19 protein-coding genes are annotated in these 21605 nt (G+C 67.5%); 11 read left to right on the top strand and 8 right to left on the bottom strand.

Annotation, left to right across the window (positions count from 1 at the left end):
• Position 1: 1 nt before the first annotated feature.
• From kstR2 to ipdE1, 3 genes are read right to left on the bottom strand one after another with little or no spacing between them, the layout of a single operon-like run.
• Positions 2-580 carry a TetR family transcriptional regulator KstR2 gene (gene kstR2, locus N416_RS0112325; protein ID WP_024442413.1) on the bottom strand — a complete coding sequence of 193 codons (579 nt, stop codon included), beginning with the start codon at positions 578-580 and terminating at the stop codon, positions 2-4.
• 4 nt (positions 581-584) lie between these two features.
• On the bottom strand, positions 585-1385 hold the full coding sequence (gene ipdF / locus N416_RS0112320) for a (5R,7aS)-5-hydroxy-7a-methyl-1-oxo-2,3,5,6,7,7a-hexahydro-1H-indene-carboxyl-CoA reductase (RefSeq protein WP_125078389.1): 801 nt from the start codon (positions 1383-1385) through the stop codon (positions 585-587).
• Positions 1382-2530, bottom strand: a complete 1149-nt coding sequence (ipdE1, locus tag N416_RS0112315) for an acyl-CoA dehydrogenase IpdE1 (protein ID WP_024442411.1) — start codon at positions 2528-2530, stop codon at positions 1382-1384. Before ipdE1 ends, ipdF begins: the two co-directional genes overlap by 4 nt.
• A 106-nt stretch (positions 2531-2636) precedes the next feature.
• Here ipdE1 and fadD3 point away from each other — a divergent pair, with 106 nt between their 5' ends.
• From fadD3 to N416_RS0112270, 9 genes are read left to right on the top strand one after another with little or no spacing between them, the layout of a single operon-like run.
• Positions 2637-4181: a 3-((3aS,4S,7aS)-7a-methyl-1,5-dioxo-octahydro-1H-inden-4-yl)propanoate--CoA ligase FadD3 gene (gene fadD3 / locus N416_RS0112310; protein ID WP_024442410.1), complete on the top strand. Its 1545-nt coding sequence runs from the start codon at positions 2637-2639 to the stop codon at positions 4179-4181.
• Positions 4181-5314: an acyl-CoA dehydrogenase family protein gene (locus N416_RS0112305; RefSeq protein WP_024442409.1), complete on the top strand. Its 1134-nt coding sequence runs from the start codon at positions 4181-4183 to the stop codon at positions 5312-5314. The genes fadD3 and N416_RS0112305 overlap by 1 nt, the downstream gene beginning before the upstream one ends.
• On the top strand, positions 5311-6276 hold the full coding sequence (locus N416_RS0112300; protein ID WP_024442408.1) for an acyl-CoA dehydrogenase: 966 nt from the start codon (positions 5311-5313) through the stop codon (positions 6274-6276). Before N416_RS0112305 ends, N416_RS0112300 begins: the two co-directional genes overlap by 4 nt.
• Positions 6277-7224 carry an acyl-CoA dehydrogenase family protein gene (locus N416_RS0112295; protein ID WP_024442407.1) on the top strand — a complete coding sequence of 316 codons (948 nt, stop codon included), beginning with the start codon at positions 6277-6279 and terminating at the stop codon, positions 7222-7224. It abuts the gene before it with no gap.
• Positions 7225-7243: 19 nt separating this feature from the next.
• Positions 7244-8230 carry a linear amide C-N hydrolase gene (locus N416_RS0112290; RefSeq protein WP_024442406.1) on the top strand — a complete coding sequence of 329 codons (987 nt, stop codon included), beginning with the start codon at positions 7244-7246 and terminating at the stop codon, positions 8228-8230.
• Entirely contained in the window at positions 8227-9417 is a 1191-nt protein-coding gene (locus N416_RS0112285; RefSeq protein ID WP_024442405.1) for a S9 family peptidase, read from the top strand. The genes N416_RS0112290 and N416_RS0112285 overlap by 4 nt, the downstream gene beginning before the upstream one ends.
• Positions 9414-10580: a pyridoxal phosphate-dependent aminotransferase gene (locus N416_RS0112280; protein WP_024442404.1), complete on the top strand. Its 1167-nt coding sequence runs from the start codon at positions 9414-9416 to the stop codon at positions 10578-10580. Before N416_RS0112285 ends, N416_RS0112280 begins: the two co-directional genes overlap by 4 nt.
• 45 nt (positions 10581-10625) lie before the next feature.
• A complete protein-coding gene (locus N416_RS0112275) occupies positions 10626-11024 on the top strand; it encodes a heme-binding protein (protein ID WP_024442403.1) in 399 nt (132 codons plus the stop codon).
• A gap of 9 nt (positions 11025-11033) precedes the next feature.
• Positions 11034-12308: a hypothetical protein gene (locus N416_RS0112270; protein ID WP_024442402.1), complete on the top strand. Its 1275-nt coding sequence runs from the start codon at positions 11034-11036 to the stop codon at positions 12306-12308.
• On the opposite strand, the gene N416_RS22140 is transcribed toward N416_RS0112270, so the two are convergent.
• The 4 genes from N416_RS22140 to hsaA all read right to left on the bottom strand — a co-directional run bounded on the left by N416_RS22140 (position 12303) and on the right by hsaA (position 15582).
• Positions 12303-12773, bottom strand: coding sequence for a hypothetical protein (locus tag N416_RS22140; RefSeq protein WP_155943358.1), 471 nt, complete (start codon positions 12771-12773; stop codon positions 12303-12305). The genes N416_RS0112270 and N416_RS22140 overlap by 6 nt on opposite strands.
• A 96-nt stretch (positions 12774-12869) precedes the next feature.
• Positions 12870-13421, bottom strand: a complete 552-nt coding sequence (gene hsaB, locus N416_RS0112260; protein ID WP_192830920.1) for a 3-hydroxy-9,10-secoandrosta-1,3,5(10)-triene-9,17-dione monooxygenase reductase subunit — start codon at positions 13419-13421, stop codon at positions 12870-12872.
• Between the two features lie 20 nt (positions 13422-13441).
• Positions 13442-14341 carry an iron-dependent extradiol dioxygenase HsaC gene (hsaC, locus tag N416_RS0112255; RefSeq protein WP_024442399.1) on the bottom strand — a complete coding sequence of 300 codons (900 nt, stop codon included), beginning with the start codon at positions 14339-14341 and terminating at the stop codon, positions 13442-13444.
• Between the two features lie 50 nt (positions 14342-14391).
• A complete protein-coding gene (hsaA, locus tag N416_RS0112250) occupies positions 14392-15582 on the bottom strand; it encodes a 3-hydroxy-9,10-secoandrosta-1,3,5(10)-triene-9,17-dione monooxygenase oxygenase subunit (protein WP_024442398.1) in 1191 nt (396 codons plus the stop codon).
• A 172-nt stretch (positions 15583-15754) separates the two neighbouring features.
• On the opposite strand from hsaA, the gene N416_RS0112245 reads away from it, so the two are divergent.
• Positions 15755-16843, top strand: coding sequence for a ferredoxin--NADP reductase (locus tag N416_RS0112245; protein WP_024442397.1), 1089 nt, complete (start codon positions 15755-15757; stop codon positions 16841-16843).
• 23 nt (positions 16844-16866) lie between these two features.
• On the top strand, positions 16867-17424 hold the full coding sequence (locus N416_RS0112240; RefSeq protein ID WP_024442396.1) for a hypothetical protein: 558 nt from the start codon (positions 16867-16869) through the stop codon (positions 17422-17424).
• Between the two features lie 11 nt (positions 17425-17435).
• Here the strand turns inward: N416_RS0112240 and N416_RS24360 are convergent, their stop codons facing one another.
• Positions 17436-21578, bottom strand: a complete 4143-nt coding sequence (locus N416_RS24360) for a bifunctional nitrate reductase/sulfite reductase flavoprotein subunit alpha (protein WP_024442395.1) — start codon at positions 21576-21578, stop codon at positions 17436-17438.
• Positions 21579-21605 lie beyond the last annotated feature (27 nt).

Genomic DNA, 21605 nt, shown 5'->3' with positions numbered 1-21605 from the left:
ATCAACTTCCTTCTTTGGTGATTCCACCCAGCACGATGGCGAGGTATTGCCTGCCGACTTGTTCGGCCGTTAAAGGACCACCCGGTTGGTACCAGCGCACCGATACCCAAGTGGTGTCGCGGATGAAGCGGTACACCAGGTCAACGTCGAGGTCGGGCCGGAAACATCCCGCTTCGATGCCCTGCGCCAGCACGTCAAGCCACATCTTGCGTTGCTGCCGGTTGCGTTCGTCGACGTAGGAGAACCGCTCGTGAGCCGACAGCCGCTTGGCCTCGTCCTGGTAGATGACGACTTGGGCGTGCCGATGCTCGATCGCGTCGAACGAGGCCAGGAACAGTCCCTTGAGGCGCTCCAGCGGATCGGTTTCGTGATCGACGATCTGCTGATAACGATCGAACAGCCAGTCCAGAAAGTCGCGCAGCACCTCGTCGACCATCTCCTCCTTGGAGGAGAAGTGGTGATACAGACTGCCGGACAAGATCCCGGCGGCGTCGGCGATGTCGCGCACGGTCGTGGCACGCAGGCCACGCTCGGCGATCATCGCCGCCGCCAGGTTCAGGAGTTCGTCACGGCGCGTCATGGCATCAGGCGCGCTGGCTGGAAACCGAGATGATCTCGCCGGTCAGGTAACTGGAATAGTCACTGGCCAGGAACGCGATGGTGGTGGCGATCTCCCACGGCTCAGCGGCCCGGCCGAAGGCCTCGCCGTCGGCGAGGCGGTCCAGCAACTCCGCCGAGCTGGTCTTCTCCAGGAACTTGTGCCGCGCGATGGACGGCGAGACGGCGTTGATCCGGACCCCGTATTCGACGGCCTCGATCGCGCTGCACCGGGTCAGCGCCATCACGCCGGCCTTAGCCGCGGCGTAGTGCGACTGCGAATGCTGTGCGCGCCAACCCAACACGCTGGCATTGTTGACGATCACCCCGCCGTGCTCGACGCCGCGGAAGTAGCGCAGCGCCGCCCGGGTCGCTCGCATCACCGAGGTGAGTGTCACGTTGAGCACGCGGTCCCACTCGTCGTCGGTCATGTCGATCACCGGGGTCTGCCCGCCGAGTCCGGCATTGTTGACCAGCACGTCGAGTCGGCCCATCTTCGCCACGGCCTCGTCGAACAGCGCGTCCACCGCAGCGGTGGACGTGACGTCACAGACCACCGCCTCCACCCGGCCCAGCCCGAGGCCGGCCAGTTCGTCGCGGGTCTCGCCGAGCCGGCGCTCGTGGTAGTCGGAGACCACCACGTCAGCGCCTTCGAGCAGTGCTCGTCGCGCGGTGGTGGAACCGATCCCGGTGCCGGCGGCCGCGGTCACCAGCACCGTCTTGCCCGCCAACAGGCCGTGTCCGGCGATCTCTTCCGGCGCCTTGGACAGATCCGAAATCGAGCTCATCCCTTTGCCTCTCGGGGTAGGCCGAGAACCCGCTCGGCGATGATGTTGCGCTGAATCTCGTTCGAACCGCCGTAGATGGTGTCGCTGCGGGTGAACAGGTAGAGCCGCTGCCATTCGTCGAACTCGCCGTCGCGCAGCACCATCGAGTCGCGACCGATCACATCCATGGCGAGCTCGCCGAGATCGCGGTGCCAGTTGGCCCACAACAACTTCGAGACGTTGTCTTGGCCCGGCTGCTCCACGTCCATGGTGGCCATCGCGTAGGACCGCATCGACCGCAGGCCGACCCAGGACCGGGTCAACCGCTCGCGGATCAGCGGGTCTTCGGCGGCACCGTTGCGCTGTGCGAGTTCGGCGAGCGCGGACAGTTCCCGGGCGTAACGGATCTGCTGCCCCAGTGTCGACACGCCACGCTCAAAGGTGAGCGTGCCCATCGCGACCTTCCAGCCGTCGCCGGGCTCCCCGACCACCAGATCGGCGTCGGTGCGCGCGTCGTCGAAGAACACCTCGTTGAACTCCGAGGTGCCGGTCAGCTGCACGATCGGCCGGATCTCGACGCCGGGCTGGTCCAGCGGCACCAGCAGGTAGGACAGTCCGTTGTGCCGCTTGGAGCCCTTCTCGGTGCGGGCCACCACGAAGCACCACTGCGACAGGTGCGCCAGTGACGTCCAGACCTTTTGGCCGTTGATGACCCACGCGTCGCCGTCCAGTACCGCGGTGGTGGCCACGTTGGCCAGGTCGCTGCCGGCTCCCGGCTCGGAGTAGCCCTGGCACCACAGCTCGGTGACGTTGCGGATTCCGGGCAGGAAGCGCTGCTGCTGCTCGGGTGTGCCGAAGGCGATCAGGGTGGGCCCCAGCAGCTCTTCGCCCAGGTGGTTGACCTTGTCGGGCGCGTCAGCGCGGGCGTACTCCTCGTAGAACGCCACCCGGTGAGCCACCGACAGGCCGCGCCCGCCGTGTTCGGTCGGCCAGCCCAGGCAGGTCAGTCCGGCGTCGGCCAGATGGCGGTTCCACGCCATCCGCTCCTCGAACGCCTCATGTTCGCGCCCGGGGCCGCCGAGGCCCTTGAGCTCGGCGAACTCCCCGACCAGGTTGTCGGCCAGCCATGCACGGACCTCAGCCCGGAACTCCTCGACTGCTTGCACCCTTGTAGGCTAACCTACCAAGCACTTGCTCGGCTACGAGCCGTCGAGCCCAGGGAGCCCGCGCTGACGGCGATGCAGAGTTCAGCGACGGGGAGGAGCAGCGCCTATGAGTAGCCAACCGCAGACCACACCTGCGGCCCTGGACCACATCGCGCATACGCTGCCCGACCATGACGCGCTGGTCACCGAGGACAAGTGCTTCACCTACGCCACCCTGCGCGAGGAGGTGCGGCGAGCCGCCGCGGCTCTGATCGCCCTCGGCGTGCAGCCCGGCGACCGGGTTGCGCTGTGGTCGCCGAACACCTGGCACTGGGTGATCACCTGCCTGGGAACCCACTACGCCGGCGGTGTGCTGGTGCCGCTGAACACGCGCTACACCGCCGCGGAGGCCACCGACATCCTGGCCCGCAGCAAGGCCAAGGTGCTGGTGGGCATGGGCCGATTCCTCAAGACCGACCGGCTCACCGAACTGGACCGCGACCAGCTGCCCGACCTGCAGCATGTCGTCCGGGTGCCGATAGAGGCCACGGACGGAACCTGGGACGAGTTCATCGCCGCCGGCGCCGCGGTGCCGGCCGCCGAGGTCGATGCGCGCGCCGCCGCCGTTGGCCCCGATGATCTGTCCGACATCCTGTTCACCTCCGGGACCACCGGCCGCAGCAAGGGCGTGCTCTGCGCGCACCGGCAGTCGCTGGCCGGCCCGGCGGCCTGGGCGGAGTGCGGTCAGATGACCGCGCAGGACCGCTACCTGTGCATCAATCCGTTCTTTCACAACTTCGGCTACAAGGCCGGCATCCTGGCCTGCCTGCAGACCGGGGCCACCCTGATCCCGCAGCTCACCTTCGACCCGGCAGGCGCGCTGCGAGCCATCGAATCCCACCGGATCACCGTGCTGCCCGGGCCGCCCACCATCTACCAGACCCTGCTGGATCACCCCGAGCGTGACCAACACGACCTGAGCTCGCTGCGGTTCGCGGTCACCGGCGCCGCCACCGTCCCGGTGGTGCTGATCGAACGGATGCAGACCGAACTGGACATCGACATCGTGCTGACCGCTTACGGACTGACCGAGTCCGGCGGGTTCGGCACCATGTGCCGCGCCGATGACGACGCCGTCACCGTCGCCACCACGTGCGGGCGTCCGATCGGCGATTTCGAGCTGCGACTGGAAAGCACTGGCGGAGATTCGGATTCCGGCGAGGTGCTCCTGCGCAGCGCCAACATCATGCTCGGCTACCTCGATGACCCGGAGGCCACCGCCGCAGCGATCGACGCGGAGGGCTGGCTGCACACCGGCGACATCGGAACCGTGGACGCCGCCGGGAACCTGCGGATCACCGACCGGCTCAAGGACATGTACATCTGCGGCGGCTTCAACGTCTATCCGGCCGAGATCGAGCAGGCCCTGGCCCGCCTCGACGGCGTGGCCGACGTGGCGGTGATCGGTGTTCCCGATGAGCGGATGGGCGAAGTGGGCCGCGCCTTCGTCGTGCGCCGGCCCGGATCAACGCTCGACGAGGCAGCGGTGATCGCTTATGCCCGCGAGCATTTGGCGAATTTCAAGGCACCGCGATCGGTGACCTTCACCGACTCCCTACCGCGCAATCCCGGCGGCAAGGTGGTCAAGCATGAATTGAGAGAGTGGGCCTGATGGACCTGAATTTCGATGACGAGACCGAGGCCTTCCGCGCCGAGGTCCGCGACTTCCTGGCCGCGAACACCGACAAGTTCCCGCGCCTGTCCTACGACACCGCCGAGGGTTTCGAGCAGCACCGTCGCTGGGACAAGGTGCTTTTCGACGCCGGCCTGTCGGTGATCGCCTGGCCGAAGAAGTACGGCGGGCGCGACGCCACCATGCTGCAGTGGGTGGTGTACGAAGAGGAGTACTTCCGCGCCGGTGCGCCCGGCCGCGCCAGCGCCAACGGCACCTCGATGCTGGCGCCGACGCTGTTCGCGCACGGCACGCAAGAACAGCTGGACCGCGTCCTCCCGAAGATGGCCTCCGGCGAAGAGATCTGGGCGCAGGCATGGTCGGAGCCGGAGTCCGGCAGTGACCTGGCGTCGTTGCGCTCGACGGCGACCAAGGTCGACGGCGGCTGGAAGCTCAACGGGCAGAAGATCTGGAGCTCGCGGGCCCCGTTCGGCGAGCGCGGCTTCGGACTGTTCCGCTCCGACCCGGAGGCCCAGCGCCACCACGGCCTGACCTACTTCATGTTCGACCTGAAGGCCGACGGGATCACCGTTCGTGCCATCGAACAGCTCGGCGGCGAGACCGGCTTCGGCGAGATCTTTCTCGACGACGTCTTCGTGCCGGACAACGACGTCATCGGTGTGCCGAACGAAGGCTGGCGGGCCGCGATGAGCACGTCGAGCAACGAGCGCGGCATGAGCCTGCGCAGCCCGGCCCGGTTCGTGGTGGGCGCCGAGAGGTTGGCGGCCATGTGGCGCCAGCACGGCAGCGATCCGGTGTTCACCGACCGCGTCGCCGACGCCTGGATCAAGGCGCAGGCCTACCGGTTACAGACGTTCGGCACCGTCACCCGGCTGGCCGCCGGCGGTGAGCTGGGCGCGGAGTCCTCGGTGACCAAGGTGTTCTGGTCCGACCTCGACGTTGCCCTGCACCAGACCGGCCTGGACATCCGGGGCGCCGACGGCGAACTCGCCGACGCCTGGACCCACGGTTACCTGTTCTCGCTCGGCGGACCGATCTACGCCGGCACCAACGAGATTCAGCGCAACATCATCGCCGAGCGGCTGCTGGGCCTGCCCCGGGAGAAGAAATGAAATTCGATCTAGACCAAGATCAGCGCGACTTCGCGGCCAGCATCGACGCCGCGCTGGGCGCCGCCGACGTGCCCGGTGCGGTGCGGGCCTGGTCGCAAGGTGAGGCCGAGCCCGGCCGTCGGGTGTGGAACCAACTGACCGAGCTCGGCGTGACCGCGCTGGCGGTGCCCGAAGAGTTCGACGGTATCGGCGCCGACCCCGTCGATACGGTGCTGGCCATCGAGGCGCTGGGCCGCTGGTGCGTCCCCGGACCGGTGGTGGAATCCATTGCGGTCGGGCCGATCCTGCTGGCCGGTTCACCCGATGCCGGTGCGCAGCTGGCCGGACTGGCTGCCGGGGAGCTGATCGCCACCGTGGCACTGCCGCCGCACACCCCACGCGCAGTCGACGCCGACCGCGCCGATCTGGTCCTGCTGGCCCAGAACGGGACAGCATCGATCGCACAGGTCGGCACCCGTCACGCCTCGGTGGACTCCAGCCGCGGCGTGTTCGACGTGAACGCGACCGGCGACTCCTGGAACACCGACACCGCCCGCGCCTACGAGATGGGCGCCCTGGCCACTGCCGCGCAGCTGGTCGGGGCCGGGCAGGCGATGCTGAACATCGCCGTCGACTACGCCAAACAGCGCACCCAGTTCGGGCGGGTGATCGGCGGCTACCAGGCCATCAAGCACAAGCTGGCCGACGTGCACATCGCGCTCGAGCTGGCCCGCCCGTTGGTGTACGGGGCGGCGATCTCGGTGTCGCAGGACTCCCCCGACACCGCCCGCGACGTCAGCGCCGCGAAGGTGGCCGCGTCCGACGCCGCCCTGCTGGCTGCGCATTCGGCGCTGCAGACCCACGGCGCGATCGGCTTCACCAGCGAGTGCGACCTGTCACTGTGGTTGCTGCGGGTGCAGGCGCTGCGTCCCGCGTGGGGTGACCCGACCGCCCACCGTCGGCGAGTGTTGGAGGCGATCTAAGTGACCCGTAACGACGAACGCGACCTGCTGCGCCAGACCGTGGCCGCATTGGTCGACAAGCACGCCACCGGAGAAGCAGTACGGGTGGCGATGGAATCCGACCGCGGCTACGACCAGACCCTGTGGCAACTGTTGTGCGAGCAGGTCGGCGCCGCTGCCCTGGTGGTGCCCGAGGAGCTCGGCGGTGCCGGGGGCGAACTGGGCGACGCCGCAGTGGTTCTCGAGGAGCTGGGCAAGGCACTCGTGCCCACCCCGCTGCTGGGCACCATCTTGGCCGAGCTGGCGCTGCTGGCCTCGCCCGAGCCCGACGCCGAGGCGTTGGAACAGTTGGCAGCAGGCGGCGCGATCGGAGCGGTCGTCTTCGGCGACGGCTACGCCGCCAACGGTGATATCGCCGACGTCGTTGTCGGCACCGACGGCAGCCAGCTCACCCGCTGGACGGAATTCAGCACCGAGCCGGTTGCCACCATGGACCCCACTCGGCGTCTTGGCCGCATCGTCCCCACCGCCACCGCGCCGATCGGGGAGGACCCCGGCATCGCGGACTATGCGGCGATCCTGCTGGCGGCCGAGCAGATCGGCGCGGCGGCTCGCTGCCTGGACCTGACCGTGGAGTACACCAAGAGCCGGGTACAGTTCGGCCGGCCGATCGGCAGTTTCCAGGCGCTCAAACACCGGATGGCCGACCTGTACGTGGCCGTGTCGGCCGCGCGCGCCGTTGTCGACGACGCGATCGCCGAGCCGTCGGCGACCTCTGCGGCGCTGGCACGGGTGGTCGCCAGCGAGGCATTCACCAAGGTGGCCGGCGAAGCGGTGCAGCTGCACGGCGGTATCGCAATCACCTGGGAAAGCGACATCCAGCTGTACTTCAAACGCGCACACGGAAGTTCGCAACTCTTTGGCCAGCCGGCACACCATCTTCGCCGGTTGCAGGCCGAGGTGGTCTGAAGGCCCGTACGGTAGCGGCATGTGTACTCGCCTGGTTTACCTCGGCCCGAACGGCAACATCATCACCGGTCGATCGATGGACTGGAAGCTGGATTTGGCGACCGATCTGTGGTCGATGCCGCGTGGTGTGAAGCGCGACGGCCGGGCCGGGGCCAATTCCATCGAATGGACCGCAAAGTACGGCAGCGTGGTGGCTACCGGCTACAACATCTGCACCACCGACGGACTGAACGAAGCCGGTCTGTCGGCGAACCTGCTCTGGCTGGCCGAATCGGTGTACCCGCAATACGACGGCAGCCGCCCCGGGTTGTGCATCTCCATCTGGGCCCAGTATGTCCTGGACAACTTCGCCACCGTGGCCGAAGCCGTCGCCGCGCTGAAGGCCGAAGCGTTCCAGGTGGTGACCGACGGCGTGCCCGGTGAGGACCGCCTGGCCACGCTGCACCTGTCCCTGTCCGACGCGACAGGCGACAGTGCGATCGTGGAATACGTTGACGGCAAGCAGGTCATCCACCACGGGCGCCAGTATCAGGTGATGACGAACTCGCCGATCTTCGAACAACAACTTGCGGTGAACTCCTACTGGGAGCAGCTGGGCGGCACGGTCATGTTGCCGGGCACCAACCGGGCCGCGGATCGCTTCGCGCGGGCTTCGTTCTACGTCAACGCGATACCGAAATCCGAGGACCTCAAGATCGCGCTCGCGTCGGTACTCAGTGTTGTGCGCAATGTTTCGGTGCCGTTCGGCATCTCCACGCCGAACGAGCCCAACATCTCCTCCACCCGGTGGCGCACCGTCGCACACCACACCCGCAAGCTGTATTGCTTCGAATCAGCGCTGACCCCCAACGTGTTCTGGGTGGACCTGAACAAACTGGACTTCGACGAAGGCGCCCCAGTACGCAAGCTCGCCCTCGGCTCCGACGACAGCAATGTCTTCGCCGGCGAGACATCGGCGAGTTTCGAAGCGGCCGAGGCGTTCACCTTTCTCGGATTGAACAAGTGAGGTCGCCGCGCCGCAATGCGCTGTTGGCCGCCGGACTGGCCGCCCTGGTGTTGGCCGCACCCGCGGCCGCTGAGCCGGCGCCGCAGTGGTCGGGCCTTGACGCGCGCAGCTATGCCGGCCCCATTCCCCCCGAAGGGGGTCTGATCACCACGGTGCCACTGGACCCGGCCCTGTCGGTGACCGGCGCCGCCAAGGCATTCCGGATCCTGTACGCCACGACAGATCAACACGACCGGCCCGCAGTGAGCACGGCGGCGGTCTTCGTTCCGCACGGGGCGCCCCCGGCGGGCGGATGGCCGCTAATCGCATGGGCGCACGGCACCGTCGGGCTCGGCGACGACTGCACGCCGTCGGCGCGGCCACGTAGCGCCCGCGACAACGAATACCTGTCGCACTGGCTCGACGAGGGCTACCTGGTGGTCGGCACCGATTACGCCGGGCTCGGCACGCCAGGGCTGATGAGCTATCTCAACAGCGCCGCCGAAGCGCACTCGGTGATCGACTCCGTGCGAGCCGTGCACCAGATGGACCTGCCGCTGTCGCCCAAGTGGGCGATCGTGGGTCAGTCCCAGGGCGGCGGCGCGGCGATCAACAGCGCGTGGTGGGCCACCCGCCTCACCGCCGGCAGCGGCCTGGACTATCGAGGCGTGGTGGCCACCGGCACACCGGCCAACATCGAACGGCTGGTCATGGAGGCCGGACCCGATCTGCCGCCGCAGTCGGTGCCTCCCGCCGCGATCAGTTACGCCTCATACATCGTGGCCGCGCTGCGCGAAGCGCTTCCCGAGATTCCCATCGACAGTGTGCTGACTCCTCGCGGGCGCGAGCTGGCAGATCGGGCCGAAACCGTCTGCAAGACCGACCTGGACCGACAGGCGGCCGGAACCCGGATCGATGAGCTGTTCAGCGCGCCGGTGGCGTCGCTGGACGGGATCGGCGCGGCGCTCGACGGCTTCATGGGCACCCCCACCGGCGGATACGATCGGCCGATCTTGTTGGGGCACGGCCTGCTCGACACCGACGTGCCACCCCGGTCCAGTCAAACGCTGTATCAGCAGCTGATCGACAACGGCCAGAATGTCGAGCTGCACATCTACCCCGACCAGGACCATTCCGGCACGGTGCTCGCCGCTATGCCCGACGCCACCCGCTTCCTGCACCGCATCATGACGGAGGATGACTCATGACCGACCGGGTTGCGCTGCGCGCGGGCATTCCGCCGTTCCATGTGATGGACGTGTGGCTGGCCGCGGCCGAACGCCAACGCACCCATGGCGATCTGGTGAATCTGTCGGCCGGCCAGCCCAGTGTGGGCGCCCCCGAACCGGTGCGCGCCGCCGCCGCCGCGGCGCTGAACGCCAATGCGCTGGGCTACACCGTCGCACTGGGCATCCCGGAGCTGCGCTCGGCCATCGCCGGCTCGTATGCCGACCGCTACGGGCTGAGCGTCGACCCCGACGACGTGGTCGTGACCACGGGTTCGTCCGGGGGCTTCCTGCTCGCATTTCTGGCCTGTTTCGACGCCGGCGATCGGGTGGCGATCGCCAGCCCGGGCTATCCCTGCTATCGCAACATCCTGACCGCGCTGGGCTGTGAGGTGGTCGAGATCCCGTGCGGGCCCGAGACCCGCTTCCAGCCCACCGCCGCCATGCTCGCCGAGATTCCCGGACCGTTGGCAGGGGTCATCGTGGCCAGCCCCGCCAACCCGACCGGGACTGTGCTGGAACCGGCGGAGCTGGCCGCGATCGCCGCCTGGTGCGACACCGCCGGTGTGCGACTGATCAGCGACGAGGTCTACCACGGCCTGGTCTACCAGGGTGCACCGCAGACCAGCTGTGCTTGGGAGACTTCGCGGAACGCGGTGGTGGCCAACAGCTTCTCGAAGTACTTTGCGATGACCGGCTGGCGGCTGGGCTGGCTGCTGGTGCCGCCGGCACTGCGCCGTGCGGTGGACTGCCTGACCGGCAACTTCACCATCTGCCCGCCGGTGCTGGCCCAGTACGCGGCGGTCGCGGCGTTCACGCCGGAGGCGATCGCAGAATCCAACGGCCACCTGCGGCACTACGCCGCCAACCGGGAACTGCTGCTCGGCGGACTGCGGAGCATGGGCATCGACCGGTTGGCCCCCACCGACGGCGCGTTCTACGTCTATGCGGACCTCGCAGAGCACACCGACGACTCACTGGCGTTCTGCGCGCGCCTGCTGGCCGACACCGGTCTCGCGCTGACGCCGGGCGTCGACTTCGACACCGAACGCGGCAACACCTTCGTCCGGCTGTCGTTCGCCGGCCCGACCGCCGACATCGACGAAGCCCTGCGCCGACTCCGCGGGTGGCTGCCGCTCCGGTAGGTTTACCTTCCAAGCTGGAAATACCTGATCGAAGGGACCACTGCTATGCGCATCTCCACGACTTCTGGCCTGGCGCTCGGCGCCGCAGCCGCCGGCATCCTCGGTGCGGTGGCCGCATCGGCACTGACCACCAGCACGCCCGCCGCCGACGCCGCGCCCGCCTCCTGCACCGCGGCCGGGCTGTCCAGTACCGCCAGCGGCGTGCTGGGCCAGGCGGGTGTGTTCCTCCACGACCACCCGGAGGCCAATGACGTGCTGACCAACGCGGCCACCATGCCCGCGGACCAGGCCAAGTCCTCGGTTCAGGGCTACTTCATCGGCCACCTCGACCAGCTGTCGACCCTGCAGGGCATCGCCCAGCCGCTCACCGACCTGAAGAACCAGTGCGGGATCGCGGTCTCGCCGACCCAGCTGGCCATGCTGCTGGAGACCGTCAGCAAGTAGGCCTGGGCAATGGCCCTGGCGATCACTGAACAGGAACGGGCCGCGCTGGCGCAGGCGGCCGGTTTCGGGCTGTTCGCCGCCATCACCGGACGCCGGTCGCGACGGTTCCCCGTGGGCGGCGCCATTCCAGCCGGTGCGCTGGCCTACACCAGCCGCCGTCCGGTGCAGCCGCTGTCCGAGGTCGAGCGAGCCCTGCTGTTGTCGCTGATGGCCGGCACCACCGGCTGGCATGACGGGATCGCGCACCATCCCGGGTACGCCCCGGCGCTGCCGAACTATCCCGGCAGCGCCACCGGGCGCGCCCTGCCGTCGGCGGCCGGCTTTCACACCAGCCAGCTGTTCTTCACCGACGACACCGGCTGCTATCTGCTGCCCACCCGCGATCAAGAACCACGCGAGTTCGACAGCATCGAAGAGTGGATCGGCCATACCGCCGATTCCTATGTCCGGATTTCGGAGTCCCGGCTGGAACTACCCCGTGAAGAGCCCTACATGGAGGGCCACAACACCTGGATCGGCAACCACCCGGGCAGTCTGTTGGCCTTCAATGTGGCTGACCTGGCCGAACATCTGCTGGAGAACCTGTGGTTCTTCGCGGCCAACGGCTATCCGATCCGCGACGACGTCCATGGTCGCGAAATACCCGGCATACAGTCGTTTTCCGGTTTGGCGCATGCCGACGACCCGATACCGCTGTCGTTCGTGGAGCAGTACACCCTGACCGAGGCCAGTGCGGAGTTGTCCATCGCGGCCCATAACGGAGCGCTGGGCTTGCAGGCAATGGGCTTGGGCGGCTGGATCTTCGACGGTCTGGACCGGTTGTCGGTGCTGGGCGGCTCCGGTGACCCGCGTGCCCCCGGACTGGGTTTTGTCGCCGACACCGATCCGCGCTGGCCGTTCCCGAATGTCACCGGGTTACCCGGTCACTTCGAGACGCTGAGCCCGCCGCATGTCGCCTCGGTCGCGCAGGGTGTGCAAAAGCTGGTGGCCCGCAAATTCGGGCCCGGCGGTCCGTCGCACCCCGACACCCCGGGTCCGTGGTCAGACAGCCGGGCCGTGCGCGGATCGGCACTGGCACCGGACCGCATCGCCGAACTGGTCACCTGCGAGGCGTCCTACATCTACGACACGTTCGGGAAACTGCCGGGCACCGTCCCGACGGTGCATGTGCTGATGTATCTGCAGGCCCAGCATCTGGACACCGATTTCTACGACGAGATGTACTCACCCGGGGCGTATCTACGCACCCACGCCGAACATCAGCGATGCTGGCACGGCTTATGACCGCCGGCGAACTCCCCCGATGACGGTGTAGACCAGCCCCACCGCTAACAGGGCGAACTTGGCAAGCGCCGCGCCACGCGCACGCCGGGCGTTCACGTCGATGTCGGCGCCGTCGAGCACCTTGAGCAGCGCCACGCCCTCGATCGCGTCGCCGGCCACCGCACCGATCGGCAACAGCCGCAACATGATCGGATGCCCGTGGCGACTTCGGGCACGCTCGATGAGCAACAGCCCCAAGGTTCCGTAGGTCAGCATGTAACCGAAGTCGAGCCACAGAGACCAGCGCGCCCACCGACCGCCCTCGTCTCCCCAGACGGCCAAGATCTCCTGGACTCGTTCGGCATTGCCGGCCAGCTCAAAGCCGATGATGCCGGGGCCGCCCGTCTTTCGCATCCCGCGCTCCAGCACCAACATCACCGCGGCATAGGCGAGAGTCGCCACCGCCGACCAGCCAAGTCGCTTCACCCGGTGCATGGTAGGCAACGGCCCGCCCCGCGCGGGCGAATCTCAGGGCGCGACACGCCGCGTCGGCGTCGCGGGATTCACACTCGAGGACGGAAATTACAGCCAGGTGTCGTCGGTGGTGGCGGTGAGGAACGCCTCCAGGTCGTCGCGCCAGTGCGCCGGAGTGGTCTTGTCCGGCTCGATGCCGGTGTAGTCGCCGCGATAGAACAGCAGCGGCCGCGGCTTCACCTCCGGGACATCTGACAGCGACTGCACCGCGCCGAACACCACGAAGTGGTCGCCGCCGTCGTGCACTGAGGCCACCGTGCAGTCGATGTGGGCCAGCGATCCGCCCAGGATCGGCGACCCCAGTGGGGACGGCTTCCAGTCCACGCCGGCGAACTTGTCCGGTTCACGGGAGCCGAAGCGGGCGCAGACGTCCTTCTGCTCCTCGGCCAGAATGTTGACGCAGAACTTTCCGCTGGATTCGATGGCCTGCCAGGACCGCGACTGCTTGGTGGGGCAGAACAGCACCAGCGGCGGGTCCAGCGACAGCGCGGCGAACGACTGGCAGGCGAAGCCGACCGGCGCGTCGCCATCCACGGTGGTGATGATCGTGATGCCGGTGCAGAACTGGCCGAGTACGTTGCGGAACGCACGCGGGTCGATCGCGAGGTCGTCAGTCACTGCTACTGCATACCCACAGTGAAGTCGTGTCCCCACAGGCTGACCGCGGTGCTCTCCCGGGCCACCCAGTCGTCGTCGTCGACCTCCAGGCCCTCGCAGCCGAACTCGATCTGAAAACCGCTGGGCGCCTTCATATAGAACGACAGCATCTTGTCGTTGACGTGCCGTCCCAGGGTGGCGGCCATCGGCACCTTGCGACGGTAGGCGCGGTCCAGTGCGAGCCCGACATCGTCGGCGCTCTCCACTTCGACCATCAGGTGCACGATTCCGGTCGGAGTCGGCATGGGCAGGAAGGCCAGGCTGTGGTGGCGCGGGTTGCAGCCGAAGAATCGCAGCCAGGCCGGGTCGCCGTCAGCGGGGCGGCCGACCATCTGCGGCGGCAGCCGCATCGAGTCCCGCAGCCGGAAGCCGAGCACATCGCGGTAGAAGTGCAGCGCCTCGGCGTCGTCCTTGGTCGACAGCACCACGTGGCCCAGGCCCTGCTCCTCGGTGACGAACCGGTGGCCGTAGGGGCTGACCACGCGGCGGTGCTGCAGCGCCACCCCGTGGAAGACCTCCAGGTTATTGCCCGACGGGTCGTCGAACGCGATCATCTCCTGGACGCTGCGCTCGGCCAACTCAGCGGAAGTGGCTTCCTTGTAGGGCGTGCCCTCGGCGTCCAGGCGCTGCCGAATCTCCTGCAGCCCTGCGGCGTTGGCGCATTCCCAACCGGATACCAGCAACCGGTCGGAGTCCCCGGGCACGACCACCAGCCGGGCGGGGAACTCGTCCATCCGCAGGTACAGCGCACCCTCGGTGGCACCGGATCCCTCGACCATGCCGAGGACTTTCAGGCCGAAGTCCCGCCAGGCCGCCATGTCGGTGGCCTGGATTCGCAGGTAGCCCAGCGAACGGATAGTCATCGGTGATACCTCCAGCAAGCTCGTCTATGTCCCAGCCAGGTCCAGTTCGATCAGACCATGGTGTCGCCGGGCGGCAACCCGAACTCGTGGTTGCCGAAGATCATGTACGCGCGCTCCGGGTCGTTGGCGGCGTGCACCCGACCTGCATGCGCGTCGCGCCAGAACCGCTGCACCGGTGCGTCGTTGGACAGCGCGGTGGCACCGGCCGCCTCGAAGAGCCGGTCGATGGAGGCGATGGCCCGGCCGGTGGCCCGGACCTGGTCACGTCGCGCCCGGGCCCGCAGCTCGAACGGGATCTCCTGACCGGCGGCCAGCAGCGCGTACTCGTCGCCGACGTTGCCGATCAGCTGACGCCAGCCGGCGTCGATGTCACTGGCGGCCTCGGCGATCCGGACCTTGGCGAACGGGTCGTCCTTGGCCTTCTCACCGGCGAACGCCGCGCGCACCCGCTTGCCCTGGTGCTCGACGTGCGCCTCGTAGGCGCCGTAGGCCATGCCCATGATCGGCGTCGAGATGGTGGTCGGGTGAATGGTCCCCCACGGCATCTTGTAGACCGGCGCGGTGTTGGTCTGGTAGCCGCCGGCGGTGCCGTCGTTCATCGCCCGGTAGGACAAGAAACGGTGCCGCGGCACGAAGGCGTCCTTGACCACGACGGTGTTGCTGCCGGTGCCGCGCAGGCCCACCACGTGCCAGACGTCGTCGATGCGGTAGTCGGAGATCGGGATCAGGAAGCTGCCGAAGTCGACCGGCTTGCCGTCCTTGATCACCGGACCGCCCAGGAACGCCCAGGTGGCATGGTCGCAGCCCGACGACCAGTTCCACGAACCGTTGACGATGTAGCCGTCGGCGGTCTCGGTGACGACCCCGGCGCCCATCGGGGCGTAGGACGAGGAGATCCGGACGTTTGTGTCCTCACCCCAGACGTCTTCCTGGGCCTGCTGGTCGAACAGCGCCAGGTGCCAGTTGTGCACGCCGATGATTCCGGCGACCCAGCCGGTGGAGCCGCACGCACTGGCCAGCCGGCGCACCGCCTCGTAGAAGAGGGTCGGGTCGCACTGCAGGCCGCCCCACTGCTCGGGCTGCAGCAGCCGGAAGAAACCGACGTCCTCGAGCGCCGCGACGTTGGCGTCGGGCAGCTTGCGTAGGTCTTCGGTCTCCTGGGCACGCTCACGCAACTGCGGCAGAAGGTCGTCGATGGCGGCCAACACCGACTGCGCGTCACGCTGTTGAATGGACGTCACTAGATTGCCTCCCAGAAGTGAACAGGTTCTTCCGGCCCGTTTTCCAACCAGCCTAGAGTGAGATTAGAACACGTTCCGATTTGTGTCGAGCGGGTGTTCCTGCAGCTGGTAGCAATACCGGACCACTTTTCTGTAACCTGTTCTAGTTATGACCGAAGATGAAGGGCGGCCCGTGACGGAGACCATTCCGGACGAACCACTCGGTGCTCACGTCCTGGAACTGCAGATCACCGAAGTCGTCACCGAGACCGACGACGCACGCTCGCTGGTGTTCGGCGTGCCCGACGGGCCGGACGACCCGGAGATCCCCGAGCAGCGGTTGAAGTACTCGCCGGGCCAGTTCCTGACGCTGCGGATCCCCAGCGACCAGACCGGCTCGGTGGCCCGCTGCTACTCGCTGTGCAGTTCGCCGTTCACCGATGACTCGCTGGCGGTCACCGTCAAGCGGACCGCCGACGGCTACGCGTCGAACTGGCTGTGCGACAACGCGCACGCCGGCATGCGCATCCACGTGCTGGCACCGTCGGGCACCTTCGTGCCGAAATCCCTGGACAGCGACTTTCTGCTGCTGGCCGCCGGCAGCGGGATCACCCCGATGATGGCGATCTGCAAGTCGGCGCTGTCACAGGGCAGCGGCAAGGTGGTCCTGGTCTACGCCAACCGCGATGAGCGTTCGGTGATCTTCGGCGCCGCACTGCGCGAGCTGGTCGACAAGTACCCCGACCGGCTGACTGTCGTGCACTGGCTGGAGTCGGTCCAGGGCCTGCCGAGCCGCGCCGCGTTGGCGCAGCTGGCCGCCCCCTACACCGACCGCCAGGTCTTCATCTGCGGCCCCGGCCCGTTCATGCAGGCCGCCCGCGAAGCCCTGGATGCCTGCAAGGTGCCGGCCGAGCAGGTCCACCTCGAGGTGTTCAAGTCGCTGGACAGCGACCCCTTCGCCGCGGTCAAGATCGCCGACGCCCCGGAAGGCGAGCAGGCTGCCGCGCCGGCCAGCGTCGTCGTCGAGCTGGACGGCGAGAAGCACGAGCTGGAATGGCCGCGGCACGTCAAGCTGCTCGACCTGCTGCTCGACAAGGGACTCGATGCCCCATTCTCCTGCCGGGAGGGTCACTGCGGGGCCTGCGCCTGCGAGCTCAAAAAGGGCAAGGTCACCATGGAGATCAACGACGTACTGGAACCCCAGGACCTCGCCGAAGGGCTGATCCTGGCCTGCCAAGCCCACCCGGAGACCGATTCGGTGGAAGTGACCTACGACGAGTGATGTCCGGTCTAGGTTGGTGCGACATGAAGCGGTTGCTGATGATCCCGGCCGCGTTGACGTTGCTGGCGGCGCTGATCCCGGCCGCGACTGCGTCGGCGGCCAGTGACACCAAGACCACGTTGTTCCCGGTCAATGACGCCGATCAACTGCAGACTCACAGCTGGGTCGACTGCAGCGCTCCCCCGCTGTGCCGGTTCACCGTCGGGGTGCAGCTGCAGACGCCCGAGGGCATGACCGGGTTCCCGCCGGATCTGTGGGCCCGCCAGAGCACCGAGATCCGCTCGTCGAAGCGCACCGCCTATCTGGATGTACACACCGACGGCGGTGAGGGCTGGTTCAAAGACCGTGGCGGCCCGGGCACCAAGGTGTTCAAGGACGGCACCGGCGCGGTGATCCAGTCGATGTACTACGGCGAGGGCCCGCCGGAGAAATACCAGACCAACGGCAGCATCGACGTCCTGGAATACTCCACCGGGCGCCCCAAGACCGACGCCAACGTGATCGTCTGCACTCACGTGCAGGTGGTCTACGCCGGAGTGAACCTGACCACGCCGTCCACCTGCGCCCAGACCGTGTTCTGACCCCCAGGCACTCAGTACACGTCGCGCTGGTAGCGACCGGCGGATGACAGCGCCCGCACATGGGCTTTCGCGGCGTCTCGTGCGAGCAACCCATGTCGCGCGGCGATATCGCAGATCGCGCGGTCGACCTCCTTGGCCATCTGGCTGGCATCGCCACACACGTAGAGGTGTGCGCCGTCCTGCAACCACTCCCACACTTCGGCGCCGCGAGCGCGGAGCAAGTCTTGTACGTAGACCTTCTCGGGCTGATCGCGGGAGAAAGCCAGATCGAGTTCGGTGAGAAAACCGCTGGCGTGCATGTCCCTGAGCTCATCGCGATAGTAGAAATCGGTGGCGGCATTGCGTTCGCCGAAGAACAACCAGTTCCGGCCGCGATGCCCGAGCGCGCGGCGCTGCTGCAGGAAGCCGCGGAACGGTGCGACGCCGGTGCCCGGCCCGATCATGATCATCGGGGCGTCGGGGTCCGCCGGCGGCCGGAAATGGTTGGCGGGCTGTACGAATATGCCGATCTCGGCATCGTCGCTTCGGTCCGCCAGATATGTGGAGCACACGCCGCCGCGCGGCACGCCCCGGCACTCATAGCGCACCGCGCCTACCGTCACGTGCACCTCGCCGGGGTTGTCGACACATGCCGACGAAATCGAGTACATCCGCGGTGTCAGCGGTTTGAGGACGCCGAGCCAGTCGTCGACGGCGGCCCGAATCGGAGTTGCGGCCAGCACATCCACTGACTGGCGACCCCACATCCAATCCGCCAGCGCAGCCTTGTTCTCCGGCCGCAACAGGTCGGCGAGCTCGCGATCTTGGCTGTGCTGCGCCACGAACCGCAGCAAATCACCGGTGATACGGGCGATTTCGAATCGTTCGACCAGCGCCTGCCGCAACGGCATCGAACCGTGGCCGGCGACTTCGACGACGTGCGTGCCGTCGACGCCGGTCACCGTCAGCCATTCTTCTACCAGCGCGGTGCTGTTGCGTGGCCACACCCCGAGTGCATCACCGGCCTGATAGCTCAGCGTCTTTTCCGGGAGTGCGAACACCAGCTGCCGCACCTCCTTCGTCGAACCCGGGCCGCTGAGCACGGTGTTGCGCATCAGCCTGGTGAGCAGCGGGTTCTTCCTGCTGTACCGGCCCGGTGCCCTCAACGAGCGGGCAGCCACGGGCGTCGCACCCTGCGTCACAGCCGGAGTCGGCGCGGCGCTCAGCGCCCCGCGCAGCGTTCTGAACCATTCGTCCACGGCGTCGTCGTAATCCGGCTCGCAGTCGACACGGTCCAGGATTCGGGTGGCGCCGAGTTCGGCCAGCCGGGTGTCGAGTTTGCGTCCATAACCACAGAAGTCGTCGTAGTTGGAGTCACCCAGCGCCAACACGGCGTAGCGCGTGTCGGTGAGTTGTGGTGTCCCGTCACCGGACAGCTCTTCCCACAGGGCAGCGCCGTTGTCGGGCGGGTCACCGTCACCGGTGGTGCTGGAGACCACGATCAGCTGTCGGGTTGCCGACAGGCCGGTCACCGGGAAGTCGTTCATCGTGTGCAAGGCGACCGGCAGTCCGGCCTCGCCGAGGTGGGCCGCGCAGCGGGCGGCCACCTCTTCGGCGTTGCCGGTCTGCGAGGCCCACAGCACCACGATCGACTCTGGGCGCAACCCCTCGGCCGGCAGGCTCGCCGGCGTTGGGTGCCGGGAGTACAGCCCGGCCAGCAGGCCGTCGACCCACATGCGGGTGGCCGGCTCCAGCGGGGCATTGGCCGGCACCGTCGGCACACCGGTTGCGCTGCGCCCCGCCTCGGTCCGGAGCGCGGTCAGCAACCCACTCAGATAGATGCGCTCCATGGGAGCGAATGAGGGCACGGTGGTCACCGATTCCCCACTGAGCCCGAATAATTCGATGAGGGTGTCCACCCGGTCCAAGCTGACCTGGCCGGCCTGCGACGTAGGGGGTGCTTCCAGCTCGCGCGGCGATTCGACCACCACCTTGGCCAAGGTCACCGCACATGCCTTGTACTCAGGCTGTTGCGATGTCGGGTCAACGGCGTCATTGGTGACGGCGTTGATCGACAGGTACTCACCGAAGACGTCATTCCAGTGAAACGGCGCGAAGCAGTTCCCCGGACGCACCCGGTCGGTGACCACCGCCGGCAGCACGGCCCGGCCCCGGCGCGAGGCGATCTCCACCGGGTCGTCGTCGACGATGCCCAGCCGGACGGCGTCGTCGGGGTGGATCTCCACGAACGGGCCCGGATTGAGCTTGTTGAGCTTGGCGACCTTTCCGGTCTTGGTCATGGTGTGCCACTGATGCGGCAGCCGTCCGGTGTTGAGCAGGTACGGATAGTCGTCATCGGGCATCTCGGCGGGCAGCAGATGCGGGCGGGCGCAGAAGACCGCGCGGCCGGACTCGGTCGCGAAAGCCAACCGCGGCACGCTGCCGTCTTCGCGGACCAGCCGCGTCTGACTCGCCCCGTCGTTGAGATAGCGGATGGGGTGGCGATCTCGCGTACTCTCCGGCGGGCAGGGCCACTGAATCGGCGTCCGGCGCAATCGCTCGTAGCTGATGCCGCGTAGGTCGTAGCCGGTCTTGGGGTTGGCGAATAGTTTGATCTCTTCGAACACCTCCTCAGCGCTCGAGTAGTCGAACGCCTTGGCGTATCCCATCTCTGCCGCGATGCGGGCGATGATCTGCCAGTCCGGCAGCGATTGGCCGACCGGGTCGACCGCCTTTTGAAAGAGCGTGAGATTGCGCTCGGAGTTGACCATCACTCCGTCACACTCACTCCACAGCGCAGCCGGCAACAGCACGTCGGCGTAGGCGGCAGTCTCGTTGTCGGCGAAGGCATCCTGGGCGATCACCAGCTCGGCCCGTTCCAGCCCTTCCAGCACGGTCTTCCGATTCGCCACCGTCGCAACCGGGTTGGTGCAGATGATCCAGCACGCCTTGATCTGGCCGTCGGCCATCCGCGAGAACATGTCGATGGTGCCGGTGCCCAGCTCGGCGCGCAGCGAGCCGCGTGGGATATCCCAGATGTCCTCGACGAATTCTCGGTCGTCGGCCGAGACGACGCTGCGCTGGCCTGGCAGTCCTGGGCCCAGGTAGCCCATTTCTCGGCCACCCATCGCGTTGGGCTGACCGGTCAGGGAGAACGGTCCGCTGCCCGTCTTGCAGATCGCCCCGGTGGCCAGGTGCAGATTGCAGATGGCGTTGGTGTTCCAGGTTCCATGGGTGCTCTGGTTGAGTCCCATCGTCCAGCAACTCATCCAGTTGTCCGCCTCGCCGATCCATGCTGCGGCAGTGCGAATGTCAGCTTCGGAGAGTCCGGTGAGCTCAGCCACCGCCTCCGGCGTGAACTGCTCAAGGAAGCTGGGCATGACCTCCCAGCCCTGCGTGTGCTCGGCGATAAACTCGTCGTCGGTGTGGCCATTCGCGACGATCAGATGCAGCAGCCCATTGAGCAGCGCCAGATCGGTTCCGGGTGCGATCTGCAAGTACAGGTCGGCCTTCTCCGCGGTGGCACTGCGACGTGGATCGACGACGATCAGCTTGGCGCCGGCCTTGACGCGGTCCATCATCCGCAGGAACAGAATCGGGTGGCAGTCGGCCATATTCGCGCCGATCACGAGGAACACGTCGGCGTGATCGAAGTCCTGATAGGAGCCGGGCGGCCCGTCGGCGCCGAGTGACTGCTTGTAGCCGCTGCCGGCGCTGGCCATACACAGTCGCGAGTTGGACTCGATCTGGTTGGTGCCGATAAAGCCCTTGGCGAGCTTGTTCGCCAGGTACTGCGCCTCGGTGGACATCTGCCCGGAAACGTAGAGCGCTACGGCGTCGGGTCCTTGCTCGTCGATGATCGCCCGCAACCGGCCGGCGCAGTGGGTGATGGCGGTATCGATGTCAGTCGGTTCGACGGGCTCGTCGCGGCCGGGCCGCATGAACGCGGACGCCAGTCGGCCGGGCGCGGCGAGCAGATCCGCGGTGGTGGCACCCTTGGTGCACAGCCGGCCGGAGTTGGTCGGGTGGGATGGGTCACCGCTGGATTTGACTACCCGGCGGCGCCCGGTGACCGCGTCGGTCTCGACCTGCAGCACCAGGCCGCATCCGACCCCGCAGTAGGCACACAGCGTGGAGACGACCTCTGCATGCTGGGAGTCGTTTTGCGCGGGCATGGAAGGTCACCTCCTGCGGTTGCGAGC

It is taken from the genome of Mycobacterium sp. UM_WGJ (genome assembly GCF_000455125.1).
In the GTDB taxonomy this organism is placed as follows: domain Bacteria; phylum Actinomycetota; class Actinomycetes; order Mycobacteriales; family Mycobacteriaceae; genus Mycobacterium.
Note: the sequence above shows the minus strand (reverse complement) of the source record. Positions and strands in the feature narration are given on the sequence as shown.

Bases quoted from the DNA above. Each gene is read 5' to 3' on its own strand.
- kstR2 (WP_024442413.1), bottom strand. From the start codon at position 580: ATGACGCGCCGTGACGAACTCCTGAACCTGGCGGCGGCGATGATCGCC.
- ipdF (WP_125078389.1), bottom strand. From the start codon at position 1,385: ATGAGCTCGATTTCGGATCTGTCCAAGGCGCCGGAAGAGATCGCCGGA.
- fadD3 (WP_024442410.1), top strand. From the start codon at position 2,637: ATGAGTAGCCAACCGCAGACCACACCTGCGGCCCTGGACCACATCGCG.
- N416_RS0112305 (WP_024442409.1), top strand. From the start codon at position 4,181: ATGGACCTGAATTTCGATGACGAGACCGAGGCCTTCCGCGCCGAGGTC.
- N416_RS0112300 (WP_024442408.1), top strand. From the start codon at position 5,311: ATGAAATTCGATCTAGACCAAGATCAGCGCGACTTCGCGGCCAGCATC.
- N416_RS0112290 (WP_024442406.1), top strand. From the start codon at position 7,244: ATGTGTACTCGCCTGGTTTACCTCGGCCCGAACGGCAACATCATCACC.
- N416_RS0112280 (WP_024442404.1), top strand. From the start codon at position 9,414: ATGACCGACCGGGTTGCGCTGCGCGCGGGCATTCCGCCGTTCCATGTG.
- N416_RS0112275 (WP_024442403.1), top strand. From the start codon at position 10,626: ATGCGCATCTCCACGACTTCTGGCCTGGCGCTCGGCGCCGCAGCCGCC.
- N416_RS0112270 (WP_024442402.1), top strand. From the start codon at position 11,034: ATGGCCCTGGCGATCACTGAACAGGAACGGGCCGCGCTGGCGCAGGCG.
- hsaC (WP_024442399.1), bottom strand. From the start codon at position 14,341: ATGACTATCCGTTCGCTGGGCTACCTGCGAATCCAGGCCACCGACATG.
- N416_RS0112240 (WP_024442396.1), top strand. From the start codon at position 16,867: ATGAAGCGGTTGCTGATGATCCCGGCCGCGTTGACGTTGCTGGCGGCG.
- N416_RS24360 (WP_024442395.1), bottom strand. From the start codon at position 21,578: ATGCCCGCGCAAAACGACTCCCAGCATGCAGAGGTCGTCTCCACGCTG.